The 21,269-nt window shown below is 65.8% G+C and carries 18 protein-coding genes; 9 read left to right on the top strand and 9 right to left on the bottom strand.

The window, feature by feature from the left end:
- Positions 1-28 precede the first annotated feature (28 nt).
- From ACNJX9_RS30285 to ACNJX9_RS30260, 6 genes are all read left to right on the top strand, one after another.
- Positions 29-1,180, top strand: a complete 1,152-nt coding sequence (locus ACNJX9_RS30285) for a hypothetical protein (protein WP_439405610.1) — start codon at positions 29-31, stop codon at positions 1,178-1,180.
- Between the two features lie 85 nt (positions 1,181-1,265).
- Positions 1,266-1,781 (top strand): GNAT family N-acetyltransferase, encoded by a 516-nt coding sequence (locus tag ACNJX9_RS30280; RefSeq protein ID WP_439405608.1) that lies wholly within the window; start codon positions 1,266-1,268, stop codon positions 1,779-1,781.
- 222 nt (positions 1,782-2,003) lie between these two features.
- Positions 2,004-2,774: an IclR family transcriptional regulator gene (locus ACNJX9_RS30275; RefSeq protein WP_439405606.1), complete on the top strand. Its 771-nt coding sequence runs from the start codon at positions 2,004-2,006 to the stop codon at positions 2,772-2,774.
- A 269-nt stretch (positions 2,775-3,043) separates the two neighbouring features.
- The gene (locus ACNJX9_RS30270; RefSeq protein ID WP_439405604.1) at positions 3,044-4,363 is read left to right on the top strand and encodes an MFS transporter; all 1,320 of its coding nucleotides are present in this window, start codon (positions 3,044-3,046) and stop codon (positions 4,361-4,363) included.
- 10 nt (positions 4,364-4,373) lie between these two features.
- Positions 4,374-5,984: an N-acyl-D-amino-acid deacylase family protein gene (locus ACNJX9_RS30265; protein WP_439405602.1), complete on the top strand. Its 1,611-nt coding sequence runs from the start codon at positions 4,374-4,376 to the stop codon at positions 5,982-5,984.
- 25 nt (positions 5,985-6,009) lie between these two features.
- Positions 6,010-6,393 (top strand): RidA family protein, encoded by a 384-nt coding sequence (locus tag ACNJX9_RS30260; protein WP_128962613.1) that lies wholly within the window; start codon positions 6,010-6,012, stop codon positions 6,391-6,393.
- Between the two features lie 54 nt (positions 6,394-6,447).
- Here the strand turns inward: ACNJX9_RS30260 and ACNJX9_RS30255 are convergent, their stop codons facing one another.
- The 9 genes from ACNJX9_RS30255 to ACNJX9_RS30215 all read right to left on the bottom strand — a co-directional run bounded on the left by ACNJX9_RS30255 (position 6,448) and on the right by ACNJX9_RS30215 (position 19,429).
- Entirely contained in the window at positions 6,448-7,173 is a 726-nt protein-coding gene (locus ACNJX9_RS30255; RefSeq protein WP_057757060.1) for an energy transducer TonB family protein, read from the bottom strand.
- The gene (gene exbD, locus ACNJX9_RS30250; RefSeq protein ID WP_057757061.1) at positions 7,170-7,604 is read right to left on the bottom strand and encodes a TonB system transport protein ExbD; all 435 of its coding nucleotides are present in this window, start codon (positions 7,602-7,604) and stop codon (positions 7,170-7,172) included. The genes ACNJX9_RS30255 and exbD overlap by 4 nt, the downstream gene beginning before the upstream one ends.
- Positions 7,605-7,609: 5 nt before the next feature.
- Complete coding sequence (exbB, locus tag ACNJX9_RS30245) at positions 7,610-8,422, bottom strand: tonB-system energizer ExbB (RefSeq protein ID WP_439405599.1); 813 nt, start codon at positions 8,420-8,422, stop codon at positions 7,610-7,612.
- 65 nt (positions 8,423-8,487) lie between these two features.
- Complete coding sequence (locus tag ACNJX9_RS30240) at positions 8,488-11,805, bottom strand: TonB-dependent receptor domain-containing protein (protein WP_439405597.1); 3,318 nt, start codon at positions 11,803-11,805, stop codon at positions 8,488-8,490.
- A 120-nt stretch (positions 11,806-11,925) separates the two neighbouring features.
- Positions 11,926-12,324, bottom strand: a complete 399-nt coding sequence (locus ACNJX9_RS30235; RefSeq protein ID WP_057757066.1) for a DUF2946 domain-containing protein — start codon at positions 12,322-12,324, stop codon at positions 11,926-11,928.
- A 140-nt stretch (positions 12,325-12,464) separates the two neighbouring features.
- The gene (locus tag ACNJX9_RS30230) at positions 12,465-14,528 is read right to left on the bottom strand and encodes a hypothetical protein (protein WP_439405596.1); all 2,064 of its coding nucleotides are present in this window, start codon (positions 14,526-14,528) and stop codon (positions 12,465-12,467) included.
- Positions 14,529-14,676: 148 nt separating this feature from the next.
- Positions 14,677-17,490 carry a DUF4159 domain-containing protein gene (locus tag ACNJX9_RS30225; RefSeq protein WP_057757068.1) on the bottom strand — a complete coding sequence of 938 codons (2,814 nt, stop codon included), beginning with the start codon at positions 17,488-17,490 and terminating at the stop codon, positions 14,677-14,679.
- Positions 17,487-18,431 carry a DUF58 domain-containing protein gene (locus tag ACNJX9_RS30220; protein ID WP_439405595.1) on the bottom strand — a complete coding sequence of 315 codons (945 nt, stop codon included), beginning with the start codon at positions 18,429-18,431 and terminating at the stop codon, positions 17,487-17,489. The genes ACNJX9_RS30225 and ACNJX9_RS30220 overlap by 4 nt, the downstream gene beginning before the upstream one ends.
- A complete protein-coding gene (locus ACNJX9_RS30215; RefSeq protein WP_439405594.1) occupies positions 18,431-19,429 on the bottom strand; it encodes an AAA family ATPase in 999 nt (332 codons plus the stop codon). Before ACNJX9_RS30215 ends, ACNJX9_RS30220 begins: the two co-directional genes overlap by 1 nt.
- 289 nt (positions 19,430-19,718) lie before the next feature.
- Between ACNJX9_RS30215 and ACNJX9_RS30210 the strand changes: the two genes are divergently transcribed.
- The 3 genes from ACNJX9_RS30210 to ACNJX9_RS30200 are packed head-to-tail and all read left to right on the top strand — an operon-like array spanning position 19,719 to position 21,261.
- A complete protein-coding gene (locus ACNJX9_RS30210; protein ID WP_220003906.1) occupies positions 19,719-20,330 on the top strand; it encodes a DUF1285 domain-containing protein in 612 nt (203 codons plus the stop codon).
- Complete coding sequence (locus ACNJX9_RS30205) at positions 20,327-21,001, top strand: CoA pyrophosphatase (RefSeq protein ID WP_439405592.1); 675 nt, start codon at positions 20,327-20,329, stop codon at positions 20,999-21,001. Before ACNJX9_RS30210 ends, ACNJX9_RS30205 begins: the two co-directional genes overlap by 4 nt.
- Positions 20,998-21,261, top strand: a complete 264-nt coding sequence (locus ACNJX9_RS30200) for a DUF6111 family protein (RefSeq protein ID WP_057757077.1) — start codon at positions 20,998-21,000, stop codon at positions 21,259-21,261. The genes ACNJX9_RS30205 and ACNJX9_RS30200 overlap by 4 nt, the downstream gene beginning before the upstream one ends.
- Positions 21,262-21,269: the final 8 nt, after the last annotated feature.

Below are 21,269 nucleotides of genomic sequence, written 5' to 3'. Positions count from 1 at the left end.
TGACCCGAACCGGCGCCACGGAAACCTGATGAAATCAGCAAAACTCGCCTTCGGCCTCATCTGTCTTGCGATCCTCGCCGGCAACATTTGGGGAATGTCGCGATGGAGCGAGGCGCGTGGGGTCTATGACGACATCTGCTATCTCAGGCAGGCCCACCTGTTCCAGCGCTTCGGCATCAGTGGGCTCGATACCAACGCAGTCGGGGACGACGACCGCTATTTCGAAGGCAAGTTGAAGGAGATCGCGTTTTCCGAATGGAAGGATCCGATCCGCTGGCCCTGTCACAACCCGATGCCTGGTGGCAAAGTGGTGTTGCAATATCCGCCGGGCACGGGTTTCCTGCTGGCGCTGTTTCCGGAAGGCCACCAGGTGGTGCCGCTCTACATTGCCGCGAACCTGATTGTTGGCGGGCTGGCGCTCTCGGCTATTGCAATGGCGAGAAGCCTGCCATCGCTCATTGGCGCAGGCGTGTTCGGCGCGCTTGCGATCGGTCTCATGATCAATCCCGCCAAGGCGAGCTATTCGGTGGCGCCGACCATGGCGCTGTGCGCTGTTGCAGGTTTGCTGACCGCGGTGTGGCTGAGCCGGGACAAACGCAGCGTTCTGCTGATCGCGTTGATCGGGCTCCTGCTCGGCGCCTCCGTCAATCTCAGGCTGCCGAACGTGCTGCTCGCCGCCGGCTATTTCCTGTTCCTCGGCATTCCCTTCCTGTGGACGCGCTCGCTCGCGATCTTCGTGCAGGGACTTGCCTTCGGTGCAGGCGTGCTCGTCGGCATGGCGCCGACGCTGGCCGCGCAGGCCATCAACGCCGGCAGCGCGCTGGCGACCACCTATGGCAGCGCCGACGTGGTTGCGCCGGCGTTCGATCTTGCCGTGTTCGTCCAATATCTGCGCGACATGCAGATCGTGCTGATCGTGCTCGCGATCGGCGCGACGCTTTGGCTGCTGTGGGCCGGCGAACGACATGTGCGACAGGCCGCGTTCGTCGTTGCCGGCAACCTCGTCGTCAATCTCGCATTTTTCATGACCCACCCGATCTTCACACCATACTATGTCGTGCCGATCACGATGCTTTCGCTCTGGACGCTGTCGTTTGCGCAGGTGTTAGAGCCCGCCGCGGCGCCCATGGCCGCATCGGTCCGGAACACAGCGGCGAGCCTTGGACCGCTGCCGCGATGACGCCCCAGCCGGCGCTGAAAAGGGACTGAAGTTGGGCGCGACGCCCATGGACCTTGCCAGGCGCAGATGCTATCCCGCAAATGATATGAACGATCTCTCCATCACCATCCGTCCCGAAGCCGCAGGCGACGCGCAGGCGATCGAGCGGCTGCACGAGCGCACCTTCGGCCCCGGCCGTTTCGTGCTCAGCGCCTATCGCATCCGCGAGCACGTCGAACACCTGCTCGACGTCTCCTTCACCGCCCGCATCGGCACGCTGCTGGTCGGCTCCGTCAGGCAATTGCCCGTGACGGTTGGCGAGACGCCTGCACTGCTGCTCGGGCCGCTCACGGTCGAGCCGCCGTTCCGCAGCCGCGGCATCGGCCGCATGTTGATGGAGCGGGCCCTGAAAGAAGCGAAGGACAAGGGCCATCGCATCGTGCTGCTGGTCGGCGACGAGCCCTATTACAGCCGGGTCGGCTTCAAGCTGGTCCCCAAGGGCCGCGTCACCATGCCGGGCCCGGTCGATGCCGCGCGGATCCTGGTGTTCGAGCTCGTCGACGGCGCCTTCGAAGGCGTCTCGGGCGCGGTTGCCCCGGACTGGAGCAGGGCGCGAGGATAGCGCATCCGCTCGGAGCTCACATCTTCCGCGCCACCACCGAGACATTGCAGGCCTATCTCGATTTCGATCCCGCGCGAAGCGCGATCTGGCCGGGTTGCACAGGGCTGACTGCCAGGACGCCGACGTCACTCCAGAGCTTTGAATGCGAAAGTCTGACCCGCTATACCGTCGGCGCGGTTTGTGCCAAAACGGCAGGCGAAGCTGACGAAGGATTGATGAAGTTTGGCCGCATCGAAGAAGGGCGCCTCGCCCGCGGAACGCCAGAACGGGATTGATCGGACCATCGATCTGCTCGAAGCGCTGCTGCATTTGCGCGCGCCCTCCAAGCTCAGCGACCTCGCCAAGCAGATGGGCGCGCCGCGATCGACGGTCTATGCCATCGCCAACCGCCTGATCGAGGCGGACCTGCTCGAGAGCGTCGGCGACGGCGGTCAGGTCTATTTCGGCAAGGCGGTGCATCTCTACGGGCGGGCCTATGCGGAGGCCAATCCGCTGCATCGCCACTGCCGCGAGGCGCTCGATCGTCTCGCGACCCAGCACAGCGCGACCGCGCAACTCTGCGCGCTGCGCGGCCGCAAATATGTGGTGGTCGATACCCGCGACGGATCGGGCCTGTTCCGCATCACCACCGACGTCGGCATCGAGGTGCCGCTGCCCTGGACGGCATCGGGCCGGTTGCTGCTCGATCACATGAGCCCGGCGGAGATTCGCGCGTTCGTTCCGAAGGAGGATTTCCGCCTCCCTGATGGCCGCGTGCTCGACGTCGATGATTTCATCAAGGACGTCGCACGGGCGCGGCGCGACGGCAAATGCGTGACCACGGCACTGTCCGATCGCTTCACGTCGTGCCTTGCCGCGCCGATCCGCGACAAGAAGGGTGTCGCGGTCGCGACGCTTTGTTTCGTCGTTCCCGCTGATTCGGTGAAGGAGCGCAGGACCGCGCTGCTCGACGATCTCGTCGCCACCGCAACGGAACTCTCGGATCGTTCCTGAACCGAATCGACCGTCAAGGTCGCTGACCGATGTTCCCGCATCGTTGTGCGTTGTCGCCGTACCATGTTCGCGCAGACCGCGACGCGGGCGAACGCGCGTCGCGGCCGGAATGTCCGCTCTTGACACCACGACGCTGTCATCTCTAACGTGTCGCTATAAGATAATATTGTCCACTATAAGAGACAATGCAGTTGCGGGCGCGATGAGGTTCTCCCGGTCCCATGTCGGGATTGGAGACGCGATCCTGCGTGTCCAAGCGAGGATTCAACGTGACGAAGGCAACCCAACAGGTACCCGGACGACGCTGGCTGATCGGTTGTCTCCTCGGCGTTGGAATTCTCATCAACTACATCGATCGCGTCGGCCTCTCGGCCGCGACGCCGGAGCTCACCAGGGAGCTCGGCCTCACCGCCACCGACATCGGCCTGCTCGGCAGCGCATTCTTCTGGACCTATTCGCTGCTGCAGGTCCCCGGCGGCATGGTGCTCGACCGCTTCGGCGTCACCACGGTCGGCCGCGTCTCGAGCTTCCTTTGGGCGGTCGCCGCCACCATCACCGCGCTCGCCAGCGGTCTCTGGGGCATCGCCGGCGCGCGTCTGTTGCTCGGTGTCGCGGAAGCGCCGGCGTTTCCGGCCAGCCAGAAGGCGACCGGCCACTGGTTTCCGCTCGACGAACGCGCGCGCTCGACCGCGATCTTCGATTCCGCCGCAAAATTCTCCAACGTGATCGGCGTGCCGCTGGTCGCCTATGTGATCTTTCTCTACGGCTGGCGCTGGGGCTTTGGCGTCACCGCGCTGCTCAGCTTCGCCTATTTCATCGCCTACTACGTGATCTATCGAAATCCGAGCGAGGATCCGAAGCTCTCCAAGGCGGAGCATGACTACATCATCGCCGGCGGCGGTACGCCGGAAGGCCCGGCCGCAGCGGGGCAAAGCCGCATGCTCGGCTACCTCCTGCGCAACCGCAAGGTCTGGGGCCTGACCATCGGCTTCTCCGCCTATGGCTACACCTTCTATCTCTTCCTCACCTGGCTGCCGGGCTATCTCGCCCAGACCATGCACATGAACCTGATGTCGGCCGCAGGCTATTCGACCATCCCCTGGATCTTCGCGACACTGTCGGACCTGTTGATCGGCGGCTTTCTGGTCGATCATCTGATCGCGCGCGGCTACGACTCGACGCGGGTGCGCCAGTCGGTGATCATCGTCGGCATGCTGATGGGGCTCGCCGTGATCGGCGCCGCCTTCACCGTGAAACCGGGCTGGGCGCTGCTGTGGTTGTCGATCGCGATCTCGGGCCTGTCGGCCGCCGCACCCGTCGGATCCTCGATCGTGTCGCTGATCGCGCCCAAGGGTGGCGCGGGCACGGTCGGCGGCATCCTGAATTTCACCAACAACATGATGGGCGTGCTCGCGCCGATCGTGACAGGCATCGTGGTCGACTGGACCCAATCCTTTGCCGGTGCTTTCATGATTGCCGGCGTGGTGCTGCTGATCGGCATCTTCTTCTACGTCGTGGTGCTCGGCCGGATCGAATCGATCCCCGACTACGAAGAGGTCGCACCATCAGGCGCCGTGGCTGTTCATTGAGGAGAGGGGCATGCCCCAGACCACCAGCGGCACGGACACGCTGATCCGCAACGCCAGGCTGATCGACGGCACCGGCGCGCCGTGGTTCGAGGCCGACTTGCGCATTAGCGGCAGCCGCATCGCGGCGATCGGCGCCGCGCTGCCGGCGGAGGGCGCCGACATCATCGACGCGCGCGGCTGCTATCTCGCGCCCGGCTTCATCGACGCCCATTGCCACGACGATCTGATCTGCCTGCGCGAGCCCGACCGGCCCGAGAAGGTGTTGCAGGGCGTGACCACGCTCGTGGTCGGCAATTGCTGCTTCTCGCTCTATCCCGCGACCGCGGGCTCCGCCGAGATGCTGCGATTGCACTTCTCGGGGCTCGCCGGCGAAACCCGACCCGACGAAATCTTCGACAGCTTCGACGGCTACAAGCAGGCCCTGGAAGGGCCCGGCGTCGCGCTCAACCTCGTCTCCCTGGTCGGACATGCCGCGATCCGTCTTGCCGTGCTCGGTTACGAACGCCGCGCGGCGAGTGCCAAGGAGATCGCGGCGATGCAGGCGCTGCTGGCGCAGCAGCTCGCGCAAGGCGCTGCCGGCCTGTCGCTCGGCCTCGTCTATCCCCCGAGCGCCTTTGCCGACACCGGCGAGCTCAACGCGCTGGCGGAGACGGTGCGGGCGCACGGCAAGCTGCTCACCGCGCATGTCCGCAACTATGAAGCGGGCCTCCTGCCATCCATCGACGAGTTCATCGCGATCCTGCGCGCCTCAGGCGCGGCGGGGCTGCTGTCGCATCTGCAATCGGCCGGCAAGCCGAACTGGGGCGCGATCCCGAAGGCGCTCGACCGGCTCGAGGCGGCGCGCGCGGAGGGCATCGACATCTCCTTCGACATGTATCCCTATCCCGCCGGCAGCTCCTACATGCTGCAATTGCTGCCGCCGGCCGCGCTCGAGGGCGGCATCGATGCGTTGCTGGCGCGGCTGCGCGATCCGACCCAGCGCGAGGCTCTGCGCGTCCTGGTGGAGGAGGGCGATCCCGACCCGCATGCCGCACAGTCCAAGATCGTGCTGATCGGCTGGCACAATGTGCGCATCTCCGCCACGGCCAACCCCGCGTTGAAGCCGCTCGAGGGCAAGTCGATGGTCGATGCCGCGCGCGAGCTCGGCATCTCGCCGTTCGAGCTGATGGTCCGCTGCATCGAGGAAGACCAGGGCCAGACCGGCATCATCATGTTCCAGCTCGATGAGGCCGATTTGCGCGCCGCGTTCACCCATCGCCTGCACATGGTCGGCTCCGATGGCATTCCGCGTCCGGGCACCAAGCCGCATCCGCGCGCCTATGGCAGTTTTCCGCGTGTTGCCGGCCGGCTGACGCGGGAGCAAGGCTGGCTGACCTTGGAAGATGCCGTGCGGCGGATGACCGCGATGCCCGCGCAGCGCTTCGGCCTGTCCGACCGCGGCATCCTGCGGCCCGGCATGATCGCCGATCTCACCCTGTTCGACGAGACCATCATGGACAGAGCGACGTTCGAGACGCCGACGGAAATGCCCGCAGGCATCCGTGCGGTCTTCGTCGCCGGCGAAGCCGTGGTCGCGGACGGACGCAGCACCTTCGCACGGCCGGGCCGGGCCCTGACTTGAACCGCCATACCCAGGACATGATGCAATGACGCTGAAACGATACGGCGCGGCCGGCGGCACCGGCACCGGCGGCCAGCACCTTCCGTTTGCCCGCGCAGTGGAGGCCGACGGCTGGCTCTACGTCTCCGGCCAGACGCCGATGGAGAACGGCGAGGTGATCGAGGGCGGCATCATTCCGCAGTCGCACAAGGCGATCCGCAACATGCTCGCGATCCTGGCCGAGGCTGGCTATGAGCCCAAGGATGTCGTGCGTTGCGGCGTCTGGCTCGATGACCCCAGAGACTTCCAGAGCTTCAACAAGGTCTTCGCCGAATATTTCGGCGCCAATCCGCCGGCCCGGGCCTGCGTCGTCTCGAGCATGGTGGTGGACTGCAAGGTGGAAATCGACTGCGTCGCCTATCGCAGGTGAGCGCTCGTTGCAGCGATGGCGCGCGTTGCCGTCATGCGAGAGCCGCGTGCTGTCCTAGCGGGCGAAACTCACCGGCGCGAGATAGCTGTCTCTTGCGCCCGGCTTCGCGGCCGGAAATGCCGGGAACGGGCTGGCGCGATGGAGCAAGTCGAGCGCTTCGTGGTCGAGCACCGCGTTGCCGGATGACTTTGCTATCTCGCTCTCGATAACGTCGCCTGCACGGTTCAATTCAAATCGGACGGTGACCGTGCCGGACGCGCCGTGCGCCGCCGCAGGATAGCGCTTGAATCGCTGCAGGTGACCGAACACCAGCGCGTTATAGGCATTGGCGCTGGCCTGACTGAATTGCCCGATGTGCTCGGTTTTCGGCGGCGCCCGGGTTTCCGGGGCCGGCGGCTCCGGCTCCGGCTTCGGTTGCTCGACCTGCTTGGGCGTTTCCTGAGGCATGGTGACCTCGGCCTGCTGCTGCGGCGGTGGCGGCTGCTCCACCTGTTCGACGGGTTGCTCCTGCTTCGGCGGCTCTTGCGGTGTCTCCTCCGCCTGCTGCATGGTTGGCCCGACCGCGACGTCCTGGTTCTGGATCTCGGGCGCGCTGGCCTCGACCGGCGCGAGGGTCACGGAAATGGCGGGGATAATGTTGGGTTCGGTCGGTGGCCGGCGGGCATACCAGAGCGCAACGGCGGCCACCAGCGCCGCATGGGCGAGCAGGATCGTCAGGGCGGCGATGCTCCAGCGCGAGAAGCCCGATCGCTCGGGCAGATGCAGCGTGTGCGCGTTCATGGTTTGCTTGCGGGGGTTTCCAGCCCGACCAAAGCGAGCTTCAGATAGCCGGCGTCCCGCATGATGTTCATGATCTCCATCAGCTCGCCATAGCTCAGGGCCTTGTCGCCGCGGATGAAGATCGTTTCATCCTTGTGACCGTTGGTCGCCGTATCGAGCGCGCCGGGAAGCGCCAGATGATCGATAATGGTGTCGCCGATGGCAACGGTTCGGTCCGACTTGATGGTGACGAAAACCGGCTTGTCGGGCCGCGGTTGTTCCGGAGCCGTGCTCGCCGGGAGATTGACGCCGATATCGACGGTCGCAAGCGGCGCCGCCACCATGAAGATGATCAGCAGCACCAGGATGACATCGATGAAGGGCGTGACGTTGATCTCGTGCTGGATCTCGAGATCGTCGCCGCCGGAGCGTGAGCCAAGACGCATCGCCATGGCCGTCACTCCGCCGCGTGTGGCAGCGACATGGTTCGGCCCAGCTTGCCCCGGCTGATCATGAGCAGCAATTGCGCCGAGGCGTCGCCCAACAAGGCGCGATATCCCGCGATCACACGAGCGAGGTGATTGTAGATCACGACGGCGGGAATGGCGGCAACGAGCCCGAGCGCGGTGGCCAGCAGCGCCTCGGCGATGCCGGGCGCCACCACGGCGAGATTGGTCGTATGAGACTCCGAAATGCCGATGAAGGAGTTCATGATGCCCCACACCGTGCCGAACAGTCCGACAAAAGGCGCGGTGGCGCCGATGGTGGCGAGGATGCCGACGCCGCGCGAGATCTGCCGCGTCGCCGCCGCTTCCACACGCTCCAGCCGCAATGCGACGCGCTCCTTGAAGCCGTCATCGACCACGCCGCCCGACAGCTCCGCCTCGCGCGCGGTCGAGAGGATCAGCTGTGCGATGGCGTCACGGTCGCCGTCGCAAGCGTCCACCGCGTCACGCAGATTGCCGCCTTGCTCCAGCATGCCGATCCGGCGCCGCGCGCGGCTGCTCGCGAGGCGCAGCTCGATGGTCTTGGCGAGCCAGACTGTCCAGGTCACGAGCGAGGCGAAGGCAAGCCCGACCAACACCCCCTTCACCACGATGTCGGCATTGAGGAACATCCCCCATGGCGACAGATTATGCGGCAGCAGCGGGTTCGGAGCCTGCGCGCGCGCGGGCTGCGCGAGGAATGCAGCCGTGGCAAGCAGGCCGAAGGCACCCAGGACGGGCCGGGAGCAAAGCGCGCGGCCGAGTTTATTTTCGCAACTGTTCATATCGTTCTTTCTGTCTCGATCGACCCCCCAATCGTTCCAGCACCCCATTGTTTCGCGAAAAGCCATCAAAGCAGTCCGTCAAAGTGGTAGTTCACGCCGGCTTTGACCTGGTCGACCGCGGTGTCGACGTTCACGCTGTTGCCGAACGGGGTGGCCAAGCTCAAGCTTTTGCCGCCGAAGTCGAGGTGACTGTACTCCAGCTTGGCCGACCAGCGGGAACCAAGCATATATTCCACGCCGCCACCGGCGATCCAGCCGGGCCTCGTCGTGCTGACCAGGGAGGTGCCGTCGAGCCCGCTGTTCACGTCCATGCGGTAATCCGCATTCATCCATGCGGCGCCACCCTTCGCATAGAGCATCAGCGGTCCCATGACATAGCCGATCCGGCCGCTCAAACTGTCATACCAGTTGTGATCGCTGGTCATCGACAGTGCGGCCGTCCCGGCGGGATCGACGAAATTCGCTTTGCCCTGAGCCGAGGTCCAGTCGAGTTCGCCCTCGACGCCGACCAGCCAGTTCGGCGCAAGCAGATGATTGTATCCGAGCTGCAAGCCGCCGAGCGCGCCGGCCGGATTTGTCGCGCCCCAGCCGATCGGCGTCAGCACATGCTCGCCCGCGCTCAGTGCGGCCCCGAAATTGGCGCCGACATAAGCACCCGCCCAATGATAGGCGATCGGGGCCTGGGCCTTGGTGTAGAAGGCAGCCATGACGCCGGGAGTTTTTTCCGGACCGCCGATCTTTTGCGAGATGCCGAAATAATATCCGCGCCGCGGTCCGTATTGTGGGGCAAACACGCCGATGCCGCTGCCGTTGCGGATTTGATAAATATAGTCGGCGACGTTGACCACGTCGAACCGCACCGTCACCGGAAGTCCGTTCCAGCCATTGATAAACTCATGCGCCACGCCGGTGTTGACCTGCCAATAGGACGGCAGGTGAGCGCAGTTCGGGCAGGTCGAGCCATCCGCAGGATCCGTCCGCAGGCCGCTGCCGTAAATGAACGTCGCGCTCACGGTGGTGCCGTCCAACCAGGTGTTGGAGTCGGACCACCGGTAGGCGACGCGTCCCGAACCCGTATAGGTCTGATCGTGGTCGGTGTGGATCCAATGGTTCTGGATGTAGGCCAGGTCGTCCGGACTGAACAGCGTCTGGTTCGACACGACTGTGTGGGCGTGCTGGACACCCCATGCCCAACTGGTGTCGGCAGCGAAGCCGCCCCACCTGAACCTGAGCTTCAGCTCGGCGCCGTAGTTTTCGGCTTTGTCGTAGTTGAATGCGGTCAGCGTGTAGGCTTGGCCGAACTGCCCGTCGTCAAGCAGGTCCCTGGCCTTCTTGTAGTAGATGCTGCCGCCGAGCTCCAGGCTCGGACAATTTGCTGCAACGGGCGCTTTGGTCGGCATCGCGCCCGCGCTGGTCGGACATTGCGGCAGCAATTGCTGGGTGAAGCCGGCGTCGTAGACGTCCGCCCGCTCGGGCTGGATCGCGCCGATATTCTGAAGCGGCTGGCCGGCCACCTGGCCCGGCAGCACAGCGGCCTGATCGGGCGTCACGGTCGGCACGGCCGCAGTCGTTCCGTTGAAGATATCGGTCGGGATGGTTCGGCCGAGCACCTGCGGCGGTGGCTGGAAGGTGCGCATGTAGCCGACATGCAGCACGGTCGACCACCAAGGCTTGTAGGTCAGGCTGGCGCGCGGACTGAACTGGTTGGCGTCGGTGTATTGATAGATCTGATCGAACCGCAGGCCGTAATTGAGCGTGAGCTCCCGGGTGAGCCGCCACTCGTCCTGGGCATAGGCGCCGAGCTGCCAGCCGAACAATCTGCTCTTGTCGACGATGTTGAACGGCGAGTCGATCGCCGTCAGGCCGCTCGGATCGGCGGGATCGAGCGGCTGAACGGTGCTGACATTCGCGATCTGGGTCTGCTCGCCATGGGTGTAGAAGCCGGCGCGGACCGTGTGCGCCTCGTTCAGCCGGTACGAGAAATCGCCGGAGACGCCGTTGAGGAACGAGCTGCGGTAAACATCGGAAGCGACGTTGTTGATGAAGAGATCGCCCACAGGATCCGGAACGAAGTGAAGATCGCTGTAGCGCGAATAATAGGATAGCTGCGCATCGAAATTGCCTTCGGATTTCTGCCAGGCAATGACGTTGTAGGCGTTCTTCTCGTATTGGTTTTGATTGAGGGTCGCCGAATCGAAACCACCCTTGCCGAAGGCCGTGTAGGCCGGAGCAGTCGGATTCGGGCTGCCATCCGGATTGAGGCAGGGGTTCGCCGGGTCGAACGGTCCGCCACAAAAGCCCCCGGCGTTGCCGGGCTGCCCGGGATTGTTGGGGATTTGATATCGGGTCAGGCCGAAGCCGGAGATGGTGACGACGCGCGTCTGCGGATCAAGCGCCGTGGACGTATAGGCGAAGAATCGGCCCTGTTCGGAATGATCGTGGATGGCGTTGAGCGACGGCAGCGGATTCTCAAGACCCAAGCCGGTGCTGAGATAACGGCCGGCGACATAGTAGTCGGTGTTTCCGGCCACCCCGCCATATTCGAAGCTGGGCGTGATGGTCTGGTGGCTGCCGCCATAAATGCTGACGCTGCCGCCGGACAGCGCGGCTCCGCTCTTGGAGGTGATGTCGAGTACGCCCGCCGTGCGCAAGCCGTATTGCGCCGGCAGCGCGCCGGTGAGCAACTGGATGTTGCTGATGAAAGACGTCTCCAGCAGCTGCGAGAAACCGGAAACGCCGTCGGGTAGCATGATGCCATTGATGCGGTACTGAACGTTGGCGTGCTCGTTGCGAATATGGAAATCGCCCGAGCTCGTTGAATCCTGGTAGACGCCCGGAAATTGCAGCACGATGTCGCTGAGCTGCGCCGCGCTTCCCTGCAGCAGCGTCTCGAGGTCCTTCTGGTCGAGCTGGTAGTTCGTCGTGCCCGTCTTCGGCAGGATGACATTGTCACGCCGCTGGTCGAAGTTCTGGGTCTGCTGCACGACCTGACGATTGGCGGCGGCTTCGGCCTGTGCCTGGGTCGGCACAGTCGCGGCCGGACTGGTCGTCACCTGCCGCGTCGGCTGCGGCGCGGAGCGCGGCCGCCGTCGTTCGACCGGCGCGGCCACTCGGGTTTCCGGCAGCACATTTGTGCCCGGCCCGGCCGCGGGAGCCGCCTCCTGCTGCGGGGCTTGCGCGGCCGGTTGTGCCGGAGCGGGTGTCTCGGTCGCTTGCGGCGTCGGCGAGGGCGCCACCGTTGGGGAAGCGGCGGGCTGCGGCGTGGCAGGCGATGCGTTGTCGTTCTGCGCCATCGCGCCCGCGTTCCAAAGGGTCGCGAGAGTCAGCGACGATGCCGACATGAGCAGGATGCGAAAGGCACGCAACGAAGGGAGGCTGTTCATTTGAGATGTCCTGACGAGACACTTGCCGCAAGGCGCGGGCGCGCGAGCAAACGGAGCTTCGCTCCATGGCCCGCGGCGCGCCTCACTACGCGGCGCTAGCTGTGGATCGAAGCTTGGGCGTCAGGAGATCGGAGGAGCGCGCGACTGAAACGCGTGCTTTGCCGATTCCAGATGGAGGAATTCGGCATCGGTGGTCCGGTAGAGCAACTCGACCACCTGCGGCAAATGCAGCAGAGGCGGGGTTGCGAACACGACAGTGCCCGCCATCGCGACCACTGCGCAAATCGCGCAATTGTCGTCACCAGGATGTTCACGGTCCGGATTTGTCGGTGACTGCTTCTGGATGGCCGCGCTGTCGGGCGATGCGATGCCCTTGACGCTGTCGGCCAGCTGGGATTGGGCGAGCGGTGCCGCCTGCGCAAACCAATGGCTATGGCCGAAGGTCAGCACGAATTGCACCAGCATCGCAAACAATGCGAGCCGGGCACCCTGCCTGATTTTCGACCGGAACCACTTCATTCAAGCGCACCCTGCATCGCGCGACCAATCGGGCGCCACGATGTTATACTGTAACATCGCCTGAGGCGGCAGCGGGTGTCAACCGAGACTGGGGTCGGGTTGCGCGGGCGGAACGTAAGATGTGGCGTTCGGCAACTAGTTCACCGCCCCTCACGCACCCAGGTCGCTGCAAACGCGCCGAGCAGCAGCAGGAGCCCGATCAGGCCGGCGAAGATCGGCAGCACGCCGACGCCCTTGACGACGCTGGCGTCGCGCATCCGCACGCCCATCCAGCCGTCACCGGCAAAGACGCTCGCTGAGCGCACCGGGACGATGCGCGGCAGCTCGACGCTGCCGCCATCGGCGATCCGCACCGAATTGCCGCCGGTCGCCTGCGTCAGCGGCTTCAGGGTCTCGGTGGTGGAGGTGACTTCCGAAAACTCCTTCGGATTGGTCGGGCCGACATTGATCAGCGCCTTCAGCGTGCCGTCGGTCGCCTGCCACAGGCCGAGCTCGTTCGCGGGCAGGCTGGCGCGCCACTCGCCGGGATCGCCGGCGCTGAGCGTCAGATCATGCGAGACGCCGGAGGGCGAGGTCACGCTCACCGGCTGCACGCTATCAGCCATGGTCTGGCGCACCACGACGAGATCCTTGCCCTGCACCTGCAAGCGAAGCGCTTCCTCGTCGAGATCAGGCTGCTTCATCAGCCAATGCGACATCCGCCTGAGCAGATCGAGATGCGGGCCGCCGCCCTCGTAGCCGCGCGCCCACAGCCAGATGTGGTCGGACAGCAAGAGCGCAACGCGGCCCTCGCCGAAGCGCGACAGGAACAGCAGCGGCTTGCCGTCCGCGCCCGTCATCACCGGCGGGCTGACCGCATTGCGGGTTTCGACGGTGCGGAAGAAGCGGCTCCAATGCGGCGGCTCGAACGCCGAGCCCTCCAGCCCGCGCGTCACCGGATGGCGTTTGCCGATGTCGGACAAATGCGCATAGAACGGCTTCTCCGTGACGCCGACCGGCTCGGCCGGCAGCACCGTGTCCAGGGGCGTGCGCCAGATGCTGCTGGTCGAGGCATAGTCGGGGCCTGCCGAGACCAGCACGGCGCCGCCCGCGCGCACATAGCGTGCCATGTTCTCGAAATAGGGGATCGGCAGCACGCCCTGGCGGGCGTAGCGGTCGAAGATGATCAGCTGGAATTCGTTGATGTGCTGCTGGAACAGCTCGCGCGTCGGAAACGCGATCAGCGACAATTCGTTGATCGGCGTGCCGTCCTGCTTCTCCGGCGGACGCAGAATGGTGAAATGCACGAGGTCGACGCTGGCGTCGGACTTGAGCAGGTTGCGCCAGGTGCGCTCGCCGGAATGCGGCTCGCCCGAGACCAGCAGCACGCGCAGCTTGTCGCGCACGCCGTCGATGGCGACGACGGCGCGGTTGTTGACCGGGGTCAATTCTCTTTCGAGCGGCGAGGCCTCGATCTCGACGATATTCGGGCCGGCATGCTTGATCTCGACATCGACGCTCGCGCTCTGGCCGCTCGAAAGCGTGCGCTCGTTGACGACCTCGCCGTCGCGGCGCACGGTGACCTTGGCGCGCTCGCCTGATACGCCCTGGTCGTCGAGTTTATAGGAGATCGTCTGGTTCTGGCCGACGATGCCGAAGCGCGGCGCCGCGGTGATCGCGATGCGGCGATCACGCTCATCCTTTTGTCCGGTGATCAGGGCCTGCACCGGCGCCTGGAAGCCGAGCGCGGCGGCATTGGCCGGGATGTCGTGGACGCGGCCGTCGGTGATCAGGAAGGCGCCGGCGACGCGGTCCACCGGAACGTCCGACAGGGCGGAGGCCAGCGCGCCGAACAGCTTGGTGCCGTCGGTCTCGCCGTCGGCCTGTCCGGCCTCGACGACGCGCACCTCCAGCCCCTTGATCTTCTTCAGGCTGTCGACCAGCGCCTCCTGTGCCTTGGCGGCTTCCTGGTTGCGCTTGCCGAAATTCTGGCTCGGGCTCTTGTCGACGACGACCGCGGCGACCGAGGTGAGGGGATCTCGGTCCTCGCGCGTGAAGGAGGGATTGGAGAGTGCCAGCAGGAACAGCGCCAGCGCCGCCACGCGCACCGCCGCGCCGCGCGCCCGCGCCAGCAGCAGCACGATGGCGATGAGGACGATCGCAGCGAGCGCGATCCACAGGACGATCGCGGGGACAAGCGGCGTAAAGGCGATGCCGTAGTTCATCAGGCAGACCTATCAACGTCATTCCGGGGCGATGCGAAGCATCGAACCCGGAATCTGGAGATTCCCCGGTGCGCAATGCGCACCTGTGGTCTGGTCCTTCGGACCATCCCGGAATGACTGGGCGTGTGGTTCAAGCTCGTCACCCGCATCATTGCCCCAGCCGTTCGATCAGGGCCGGCGCGTGCACCTGGTCGGCCTTGTAGTTGCCGGTCAGCGTGTACATCACGATGTTGACGCCGGCGCGGTAGGCGAATTCGCGCTGGCGCGGCTCGCCCGGCGTCAGCGGCAGCATCGGCTGGCCGTCGGGCCGGAGCGCCCAGGCGCCGGCGAGGTCGTTGGAGGTGATGATGATCGGCGAGACGCCGTCGCCGCCGCGGGCGGGCCGCTGCGCGCTCTCGTCGTCGTCCTCGCGCGGCAGCGTCTCGACCCAGGTCTGGCCTGAATTGAAGCGGCCGGGGAAGTCGCGCAACAGATAAAACGTCTTGGTCAGCACGTGCTCGCGCGGCACCGGCTCGAGCTCGGGCACGTCGAGCGAGGACAGGATCTCGCGCAGCGCCTGCATGCCAGGCGTCTGCGCGGCGCCGTTATCGCCGGGCGGTGCTTCGACCGCATCGCGGGTGTCGAAGATCACGGTGCCGCCCTGCTTCATATAGGCCTCGATCTTGTTGATGGCGTCCTGCGGCGGCTTCGGCTGGCCCGGCACGATCGGCCAGTAGATCAGCGGGAAGAAGGCGAGCTCGTCGCGCGCGGGATCGACGCCGACGGGATCGCCGGCCTCGAGCGCGGTGCGCTGGGCCAGGAACAGCGTCAGGCCGGACATGCCGGCCTTGACGATGGAATCGACGTCGGCATTGCCGGTGACCACATAAGCAAGGCGGGTCTGCGACGTCGACTTCATCGCGAACTCGTCCGAGACGCCGTCGGCGCGCGAGGGCGTCGGCGACAGCGCCGCGACACCTGCGAGCAAGACGCCAAGCAGGATCATGGCGGGCGCGGCGCGGCGGCGCAGCAGCGCGGCAAGGCCGCCACCGAGCAGCGCGACGATGAGGGCGTCGATCAGGAACAGCGCCAGCGAAGTCGACAGCAGCCAGCCGCGCAGGTCGCGCGGCTCGGCATTGGTGTAGGTGGCGCGCCTTGCGTGCAGCGGCGCGGTGTTGAGGGCTGCGATGCGATCGGCGGCGGCGAGCGTGTTCACGGCGAGCGGTCCTTCTGCCGGACCGTAGTAGCCGGGCGGATGGTCCGGCGTGGCGCGGTCGCGATAATCAGCCGTCAGCGGCTTGGCGGTGGCGGGCGGCGGGCCGAAGGCGCCGAAGCCGTCGAGCATATGCAGCGGCGCCAGCGTCTCGGCGGTCGCTTCAGCGGCAACGCCGGGGCCGGGCTTGGCGGTGTAGCCGGACATGTCGACGACACGCCGGAGCATTTCGACGAAGGTGCCGGACATCGGCAGATCCGACCAGCGCATGTCGGCGCTGACGTGGAACAGGCTGACGATGCCCTTGCCGCGATGCTCGCCTGTGACGAGCGGCGTGCCGTCCTCGAGCGAGGCCCAGCTCTTGGTGGCGAGCACGGCATCTGGCTCGGCCAGCACCTGCCGGCTCACGGTGACGTCCTTGGGGACGGCGACGCCGGCAAACGGGCCGTCAGGGGTGAAGCTGGCGAGATGCTGCGGCTTCTCCCAGGTCAGGCTGCCGCCGAGCGTGCGGCCGCCCTTGCGCAGCTTGACCGGCACGAGATCGTCTTCGGCCTGCGCCAGGCGGGGCCCGGCAAACCGCACCAGCACGCCGCCCTGGGCGATCCAGGCGTTGAGGCGCTCGCGCAAGTCAGGCGCGACGGTGCCGACATCGGCGAGGATGATCATCGGCAGCTTCTGGTCCAAAAACTGGGTGATGCCCTGCTGCGGGGCGCCCTTGTCGGCGAGCCGCACGTCGGCGAACGGCGCCAGCGCCCGTGTCAGGTAGAAGGTCGGTGCGAGCAGCGGCTGCGAGGTCTCGCTGGTCGAGCCCGAGACGATGCCGATGGCGCGGCGGCGCCAGCGCTTGTCGAGCAGCTGCACCGCGCCCGCCGAACGCTCGCCGGAGATCTCGAGCCTGGAGATGTCATTGCGCAGCTCGACCGGCAGGTCGAACGCGGCGTCGACCTCCTTGTCCTGCGGTCCGAAGGTGAAGCGCGCCTCGCCGATCGGCGAGGCTTTCTGGTCCAGCGCCCGCACGGTGCCGGCGAGAATGCCGCTGTCGGTGCGCAGCACCTTCACCGTCATCTTCGCCGCCGCGTTTTCCGCCGCGACCAGCGCCAGCGGGGAAGAGGTGCCGCCTTCGAACAGCGTCAAGCTGCGATCCCCTATGGTCCTGCCGAGCCCGGCCACGAACTCTTCGCCGCGGCCGGTGTCGACGCCGTCGGACAGCCAGGCGATCTCGCAATCGCCGGTTGCTTTCAGGAAACGATCGATTGCGGTGAGAGTTTCAACGCGCTCGATCGAATAGGGTTTTGGCACGAACTGCCGCAGCGCAACGCGCGCCGCGCCCGCCGGCATCAGCGTGATATCGCGGTTCGGCTCCGACAGCGGCACCAGCGCAATGCCGCGGCGGTCGTTCTCGGCATTCGCGATCAGCTCGTCGGCGGCCCGGATCCTGGTGTCCCAGTTCGAGGCGGCGCTCCAGCCATCGTCGAGCATGATCATCAGCGGCGCCTTGCTGCCGGCAAGGCCGGTTTGCGGATTCCAGACCGGGCCGGCGGCGGCGAAGATCACCAGCGCGGCGGCCAGCAGCCGCAGCGCCGTCAGCCACCATGGCGTCCGCGAAGGCGTCTCCTCGCGCGGTGCGATGTCGAACAAGAGACGGGTCGGCGGAAATTCGATTCGGCGCGGCCGCGGCGGCATCACGCGGAGCAGCCACCACAACACCGGGAGGCTGACGAGGCCGATCAGGAGCAGCGGTTCGGTGAAGGCGAGCGGCAATCCCATCATGCGGCCGGCCCCGCCTTGATCGAGGTGACGCGGGCGCCCGACTTGCTCACCTGCATGCCGGCATGCAGGAACAGCAGCAATTCGGCGGCCGAGCGGTCAGTCGCGTGCGTCGTGAACAGCCAGTCGAGCTTGGCCGTCTCGGCGCGGATCTGGTCGCGGTGCAGCGCCAGCCGCGTGGTGTAATCCTCCGCCCAGCTCTCGGCGCGGCCGGCGGTGATGACGCCAAAGCCCTCGGGCTCGACGAACTCGACGCGGCCGGAATAGGGGAAGCTCTCTTCGGCGGGATCGACGATCTGCACCAGCGTGCCATGCGCACCGGAGCCGGACAGTCCCGCGAGCGTCGTCCTGATCTCCGGTATCGGCGACCAGAAATCCGACAGCACGATGGTTTCGGCCAGCGCCGCGGGCACGAAGGAGGGCGGCAGGCTCAGCCTGATGGCATCGTCATGCAGCATCGCCTGCGCCATCTTGTCGATGACGCTGCGGCTTGCGGTCGGCGCCATCAATCCGGGAATGCCGACGCGCTCGCCGCCCGCGACCAGCAGCTCGGCCAGCGCGAAGGCAACGATCAGGGTGCGCTCCAGCTTGGATTCGCGCGCGGTCCTCGAGGCGAACGCCATCGAGGGCGAGCGATCAGGCCAGATCCACACCGTGTGCGAGGCCTCCCATTCGAGCTCGCGGACATAGAGATGGTCGTCACGCGCCGATCTGCGCCAGTCGACATTCTGCGACGGCTCGCCGGAGACGAAGCGGCGATATTGCCAGAAATTTTCGCCGGAGCCGGCGCGGCGCCTGCCGTGCAAGCCGTGGATGACGTTGGCGGCGATGCGGCGGGCCTCGAGCACCAGGCGTGGCAAGGAAGCTGCAAGCGTGCGGCTTTCGCCATCGGCACGTCGGATTGCGATGATCTCCTTGGTCGTGTGCCCGGTCTCTGCAGCCATCAACCGATCCGTGTCTTCAATTGCCGGATCACGTCCGGAATCGTGCGTCCTTCAGCGCGCGCCTGGAACGTCAGCGCCATGCGGTGCTTCAGCACCGGCTCGGCGAGGTCGAGCACGTCGTCGATCGAGGGCGAAAGGCGCCCGTCGATCAGCGCGCGCGCACGCACCGCGAGCATGAGGGATTGACTGGCGCGCGGACCGGGGCCCCAGGCGATGAACTTGCCGGCCGCGCCGCTGTCAGGACCCGGACGCGCCGAGCGCACCAGCGAGAGGATGGCCTCCACCACGGAATCGCCGACCGGCAGGCGGCGCACCAGCCGCTGCGCCGTGATCAGCGCATCCGCGCTCATCGATCCCTTCGCCAGCGTCTCCTCGGCGCCTGTGGTCTCGAACAGGATGCGGCGCTCGGCGTCGCGATCGGGATAGTCGACGTCGATCTCCATCAGGAAGCGGTCGAGCTGCGCCTCGGGCAGTGGATAGGTGCCTTCCTGCTCCAGCGGGTTTTGCGTGGCCAGCACGTGGAACGGCTTCGGCAGATCATGGCGCGCGCCGGCGACGGTGATGTGCTGCTCCTGCATCGCCTGCAGCAGCGCCGATTGCGTGCGCGGTGAGGCGCGGTTGATCTCGTCGGCCATCAACAGCTGCGCGAACACAGGACCGGAGATGAAGCGGAACGAGCGCTTGCCCGCGGTGCTCTCGTCCAGCACTTCGGCGCCGAGAATGTCCGAGGGCATCAGGTCGGGCGTGAACTGGATGCGCTTGGCATCGAGACCGAGCGTGACGCCGAGCGTCTCGACCAGCTTTGTCTTGGCAAGGCCGGGAACGCCGATCAGAAGCGCGTGGCCGCCGGAGAGGATGGTGACCAGCGTGTTCTCGACCACGCGATCCTGGCCGAAGATCACCGATCCGATCGCATCCTTCGCTGCGCGAATCTGTGCGGACACCTGCTCGGCCGAACGAACGATGCCGTCTTCGAGCTTCTCGACACTCTCTGCCATCCGTTAGCTCCTCGAGCCTGCCACGCGGCTCTGCTGCGTCGTCGAATTTATCGTCGTCGAATTTATCGCATCGATCTGCGTCATGGCCCCTATGCTAGACTTGCAGGAACGCCATGTATTCGTTGAATTAACCTATCCCCACCTTATCGGCTTCGGGGTATGTACGGCATCACGAAGTGGAGACCTCCACACCGGGGGAAACCGGGGTGGAACCGTAGACTTACGTACCACGTAGACTTCTAAGTCAGACCTGCACCAATCGTGCCAACGGACAAAGTCAGGGCAAACCATGGCGAACCAAGGGCAGAGCGCCGATCGCGGTCTCGAGGGGCTGACTGCCGCCGCCAAAAGTGCTGCCAATGCCGAAGGTGCCAAAAAGGGCCTGCCTCCGGTGCACCTGTGGAATCCGCCGTTTTGCGGCGATCTCGATATCCGAATCGCTTCCGATGGTACTTGGTTCTACATGGGCACGCCAATTGGCCGTCACGCGCTGGTCCGCCTGTTCTCCACCATCCTCAAGCGCGAGGGCGACAAGCACTTCCTCGTCACGCCGGTGGAGAAGGTCGGCATCGTCGTCGATGACGCGCCGTTCATGGCGGTGGAGATGCTGAAGCGCGACGAGGACAACCATCCCGTGCTGAGCTTCCGCACCAATGTCGACGACTGGGTCACCTGCGATGCCGCGCACCGGCTGCGCTTCGAGCAGGCGGCCGATGGCGGCCTGACGCCCTACCTGCATGTCCGCGCCGATCTCTGGGCCAAGGTCACGCGCGCGCTCTATTACGATCTGGTTGACATGGGCGAGGAGCGGATGGTCGATGGCCAGCCGATGTTTGGCGTCGAGTCGGCCGGCGAGTTCTTCGCCATGGCCGACGCGGAGCAGGTGAGGGCCGCGCTTTGAACAAGCCTATCTCCAAGAGCGATTCCAAGTACGCGATGGGAGCCGCGGATTTCTTCGCCCGCTCCAAGGCGAGGCTCAGCTTCGACGTGCCGGCCGCACTTTTTGATCCGAATATTATCCCCGCCTCCGGCGATCCCGGCACCGACAAGATGCTCGAGATCGTCGCGCGCGAGCAGCCGGTGCGCCCTGCGGCGGTGCTGATCGCGGTGGTCGACCATCCCGAGCCGACCATCCTCCTGACGCAGCGCTCGGCGCATCTCAACGACCACGCCGGCCAGATCGCCTTTCCCGGCGGCAAGATCGACGCGATCGATTCCTCGCCGCTCGACGCCGCGCTGCGCGAGGCCGAGGAGGAGGTCGGATTATCCCGGGATTTCGTCGAGCCGATCGGCTATCTCGATCTCTACGGCACCGCGTTCGGCTTCCGCATCCTGCCCACGGTCGCCCGTGTCAGGCCCGGTTTTCAGCTCAACATCAACCATTCCGAGGTTGATGACGCATTCGAAGTGCCGCTATCCTTCCTGATGAATCCGGCCAATCACCAGGTCCACAGCAAGGAATTCCGCGGCATGGAGCGGTTTTACTATGCGATGCCGTTTGCAGAGCGCTACATCTGGGGCGCCACGGCCGGAATGCTGCGTGTGCTGTATGAGCGGATCTATTCATCATGATCCGGCCGGTTCTGACCGAGATCGGAATCTTCCTCATCCCCTTTGCCGTCTATGCGCTGTTCCTGGCCGCCACGCGGTCCGGCCTGTTCGTGCAATCGTCCTGGCCTGTTACCATCGTCGCGCGCCTCATCCTGGTGGCGCTCGTGCTCGTCATTGCCGGCCTGGTCGGCCTTGCGCATTTCTCCGGCGCTGCGCCGAACTCGACCTACGTTCCCGCCCATATCGAGAACGGCAAGCTCGTGCCGGGCACCGAAAGATAAGGGCCGGA

The organism is Bradyrhizobium sp. BLXBL-03 (assembly GCF_051853015.1).
Classification (GTDB): Bacteria; Pseudomonadota; Alphaproteobacteria; order Rhizobiales; family Xanthobacteraceae; genus Bradyrhizobium; species Bradyrhizobium manausense.
Note: the sequence above shows the minus strand (reverse complement) of the source record. Positions and strands in the feature narration are given on the sequence as shown.

Coding starts and splice junctions, on each gene's coding strand:
- ACNJX9_RS30285 (WP_439405610.1), top strand. CDS start 29: ATGAAATCAGCAAAACTCGCCTTCGGCCTCATCTGTCTTGCGATCCTC.
- ACNJX9_RS30240 (WP_439405597.1), bottom strand. CDS start 11,805: ATGAACAGCCTCCCTTCGTTGCGTGCCTTTCGCATCCTGCTCATGTCG.
- exbD (WP_057757061.1), bottom strand. CDS start 7,604: ATGGCGATGCGTCTTGGCTCACGCTCCGGCGGCGACGATCTCGAGATC.
- ACNJX9_RS30225 (WP_057757068.1), bottom strand. CDS start 17,490: ATGATGGGATTGCCGCTCGCCTTCACCGAACCGCTGCTCCTGATCGGC.
- ACNJX9_RS30220 (WP_439405595.1), bottom strand. CDS start 18,431: ATGGCTGCAGAGACCGGGCACACGACCAAGGAGATCATCGCAATCCGA.
- exbB (WP_439405599.1), bottom strand. CDS start 8,422: ATGAACAGTTGCGAAAATAAACTCGGCCGCGCGCTTTGCTCCCGGCCC.
- ACNJX9_RS30280 (WP_439405608.1), top strand. CDS start 1,266: ATGAACGATCTCTCCATCACCATCCGTCCCGAAGCCGCAGGCGACGCG.
- ACNJX9_RS30255 (WP_057757060.1), bottom strand. CDS start 7,173: ATGAACGCGCACACGCTGCATCTGCCCGAGCGATCGGGCTTCTCGCGC.
- ACNJX9_RS30235 (WP_057757066.1), bottom strand. CDS start 12,324: ATGAAGTGGTTCCGGTCGAAAATCAGGCAGGGTGCCCGGCTCGCATTG.
- ACNJX9_RS30200 (WP_057757077.1), top strand. CDS start 20,998: ATGATCCGGCCGGTTCTGACCGAGATCGGAATCTTCCTCATCCCCTTT.
- ACNJX9_RS30230 (WP_439405596.1), bottom strand. CDS start 14,528: ATGAACTACGGCATCGCCTTTACGCCGCTTGTCCCCGCGATCGTCCTG.
- ACNJX9_RS30260 (WP_128962613.1), top strand. CDS start 6,010: ATGACGCTGAAACGATACGGCGCGGCCGGCGGCACCGGCACCGGCGGC.
- ACNJX9_RS30210 (WP_220003906.1), top strand. CDS start 19,719: ATGGCGAACCAAGGGCAGAGCGCCGATCGCGGTCTCGAGGGGCTGACT.
- ACNJX9_RS30265 (WP_439405602.1), top strand. CDS start 4,374: ATGCCCCAGACCACCAGCGGCACGGACACGCTGATCCGCAACGCCAGG.
- ACNJX9_RS30215 (WP_439405594.1), bottom strand. CDS start 19,429: ATGGCAGAGAGTGTCGAGAAGCTCGAAGACGGCATCGTTCGTTCGGCC.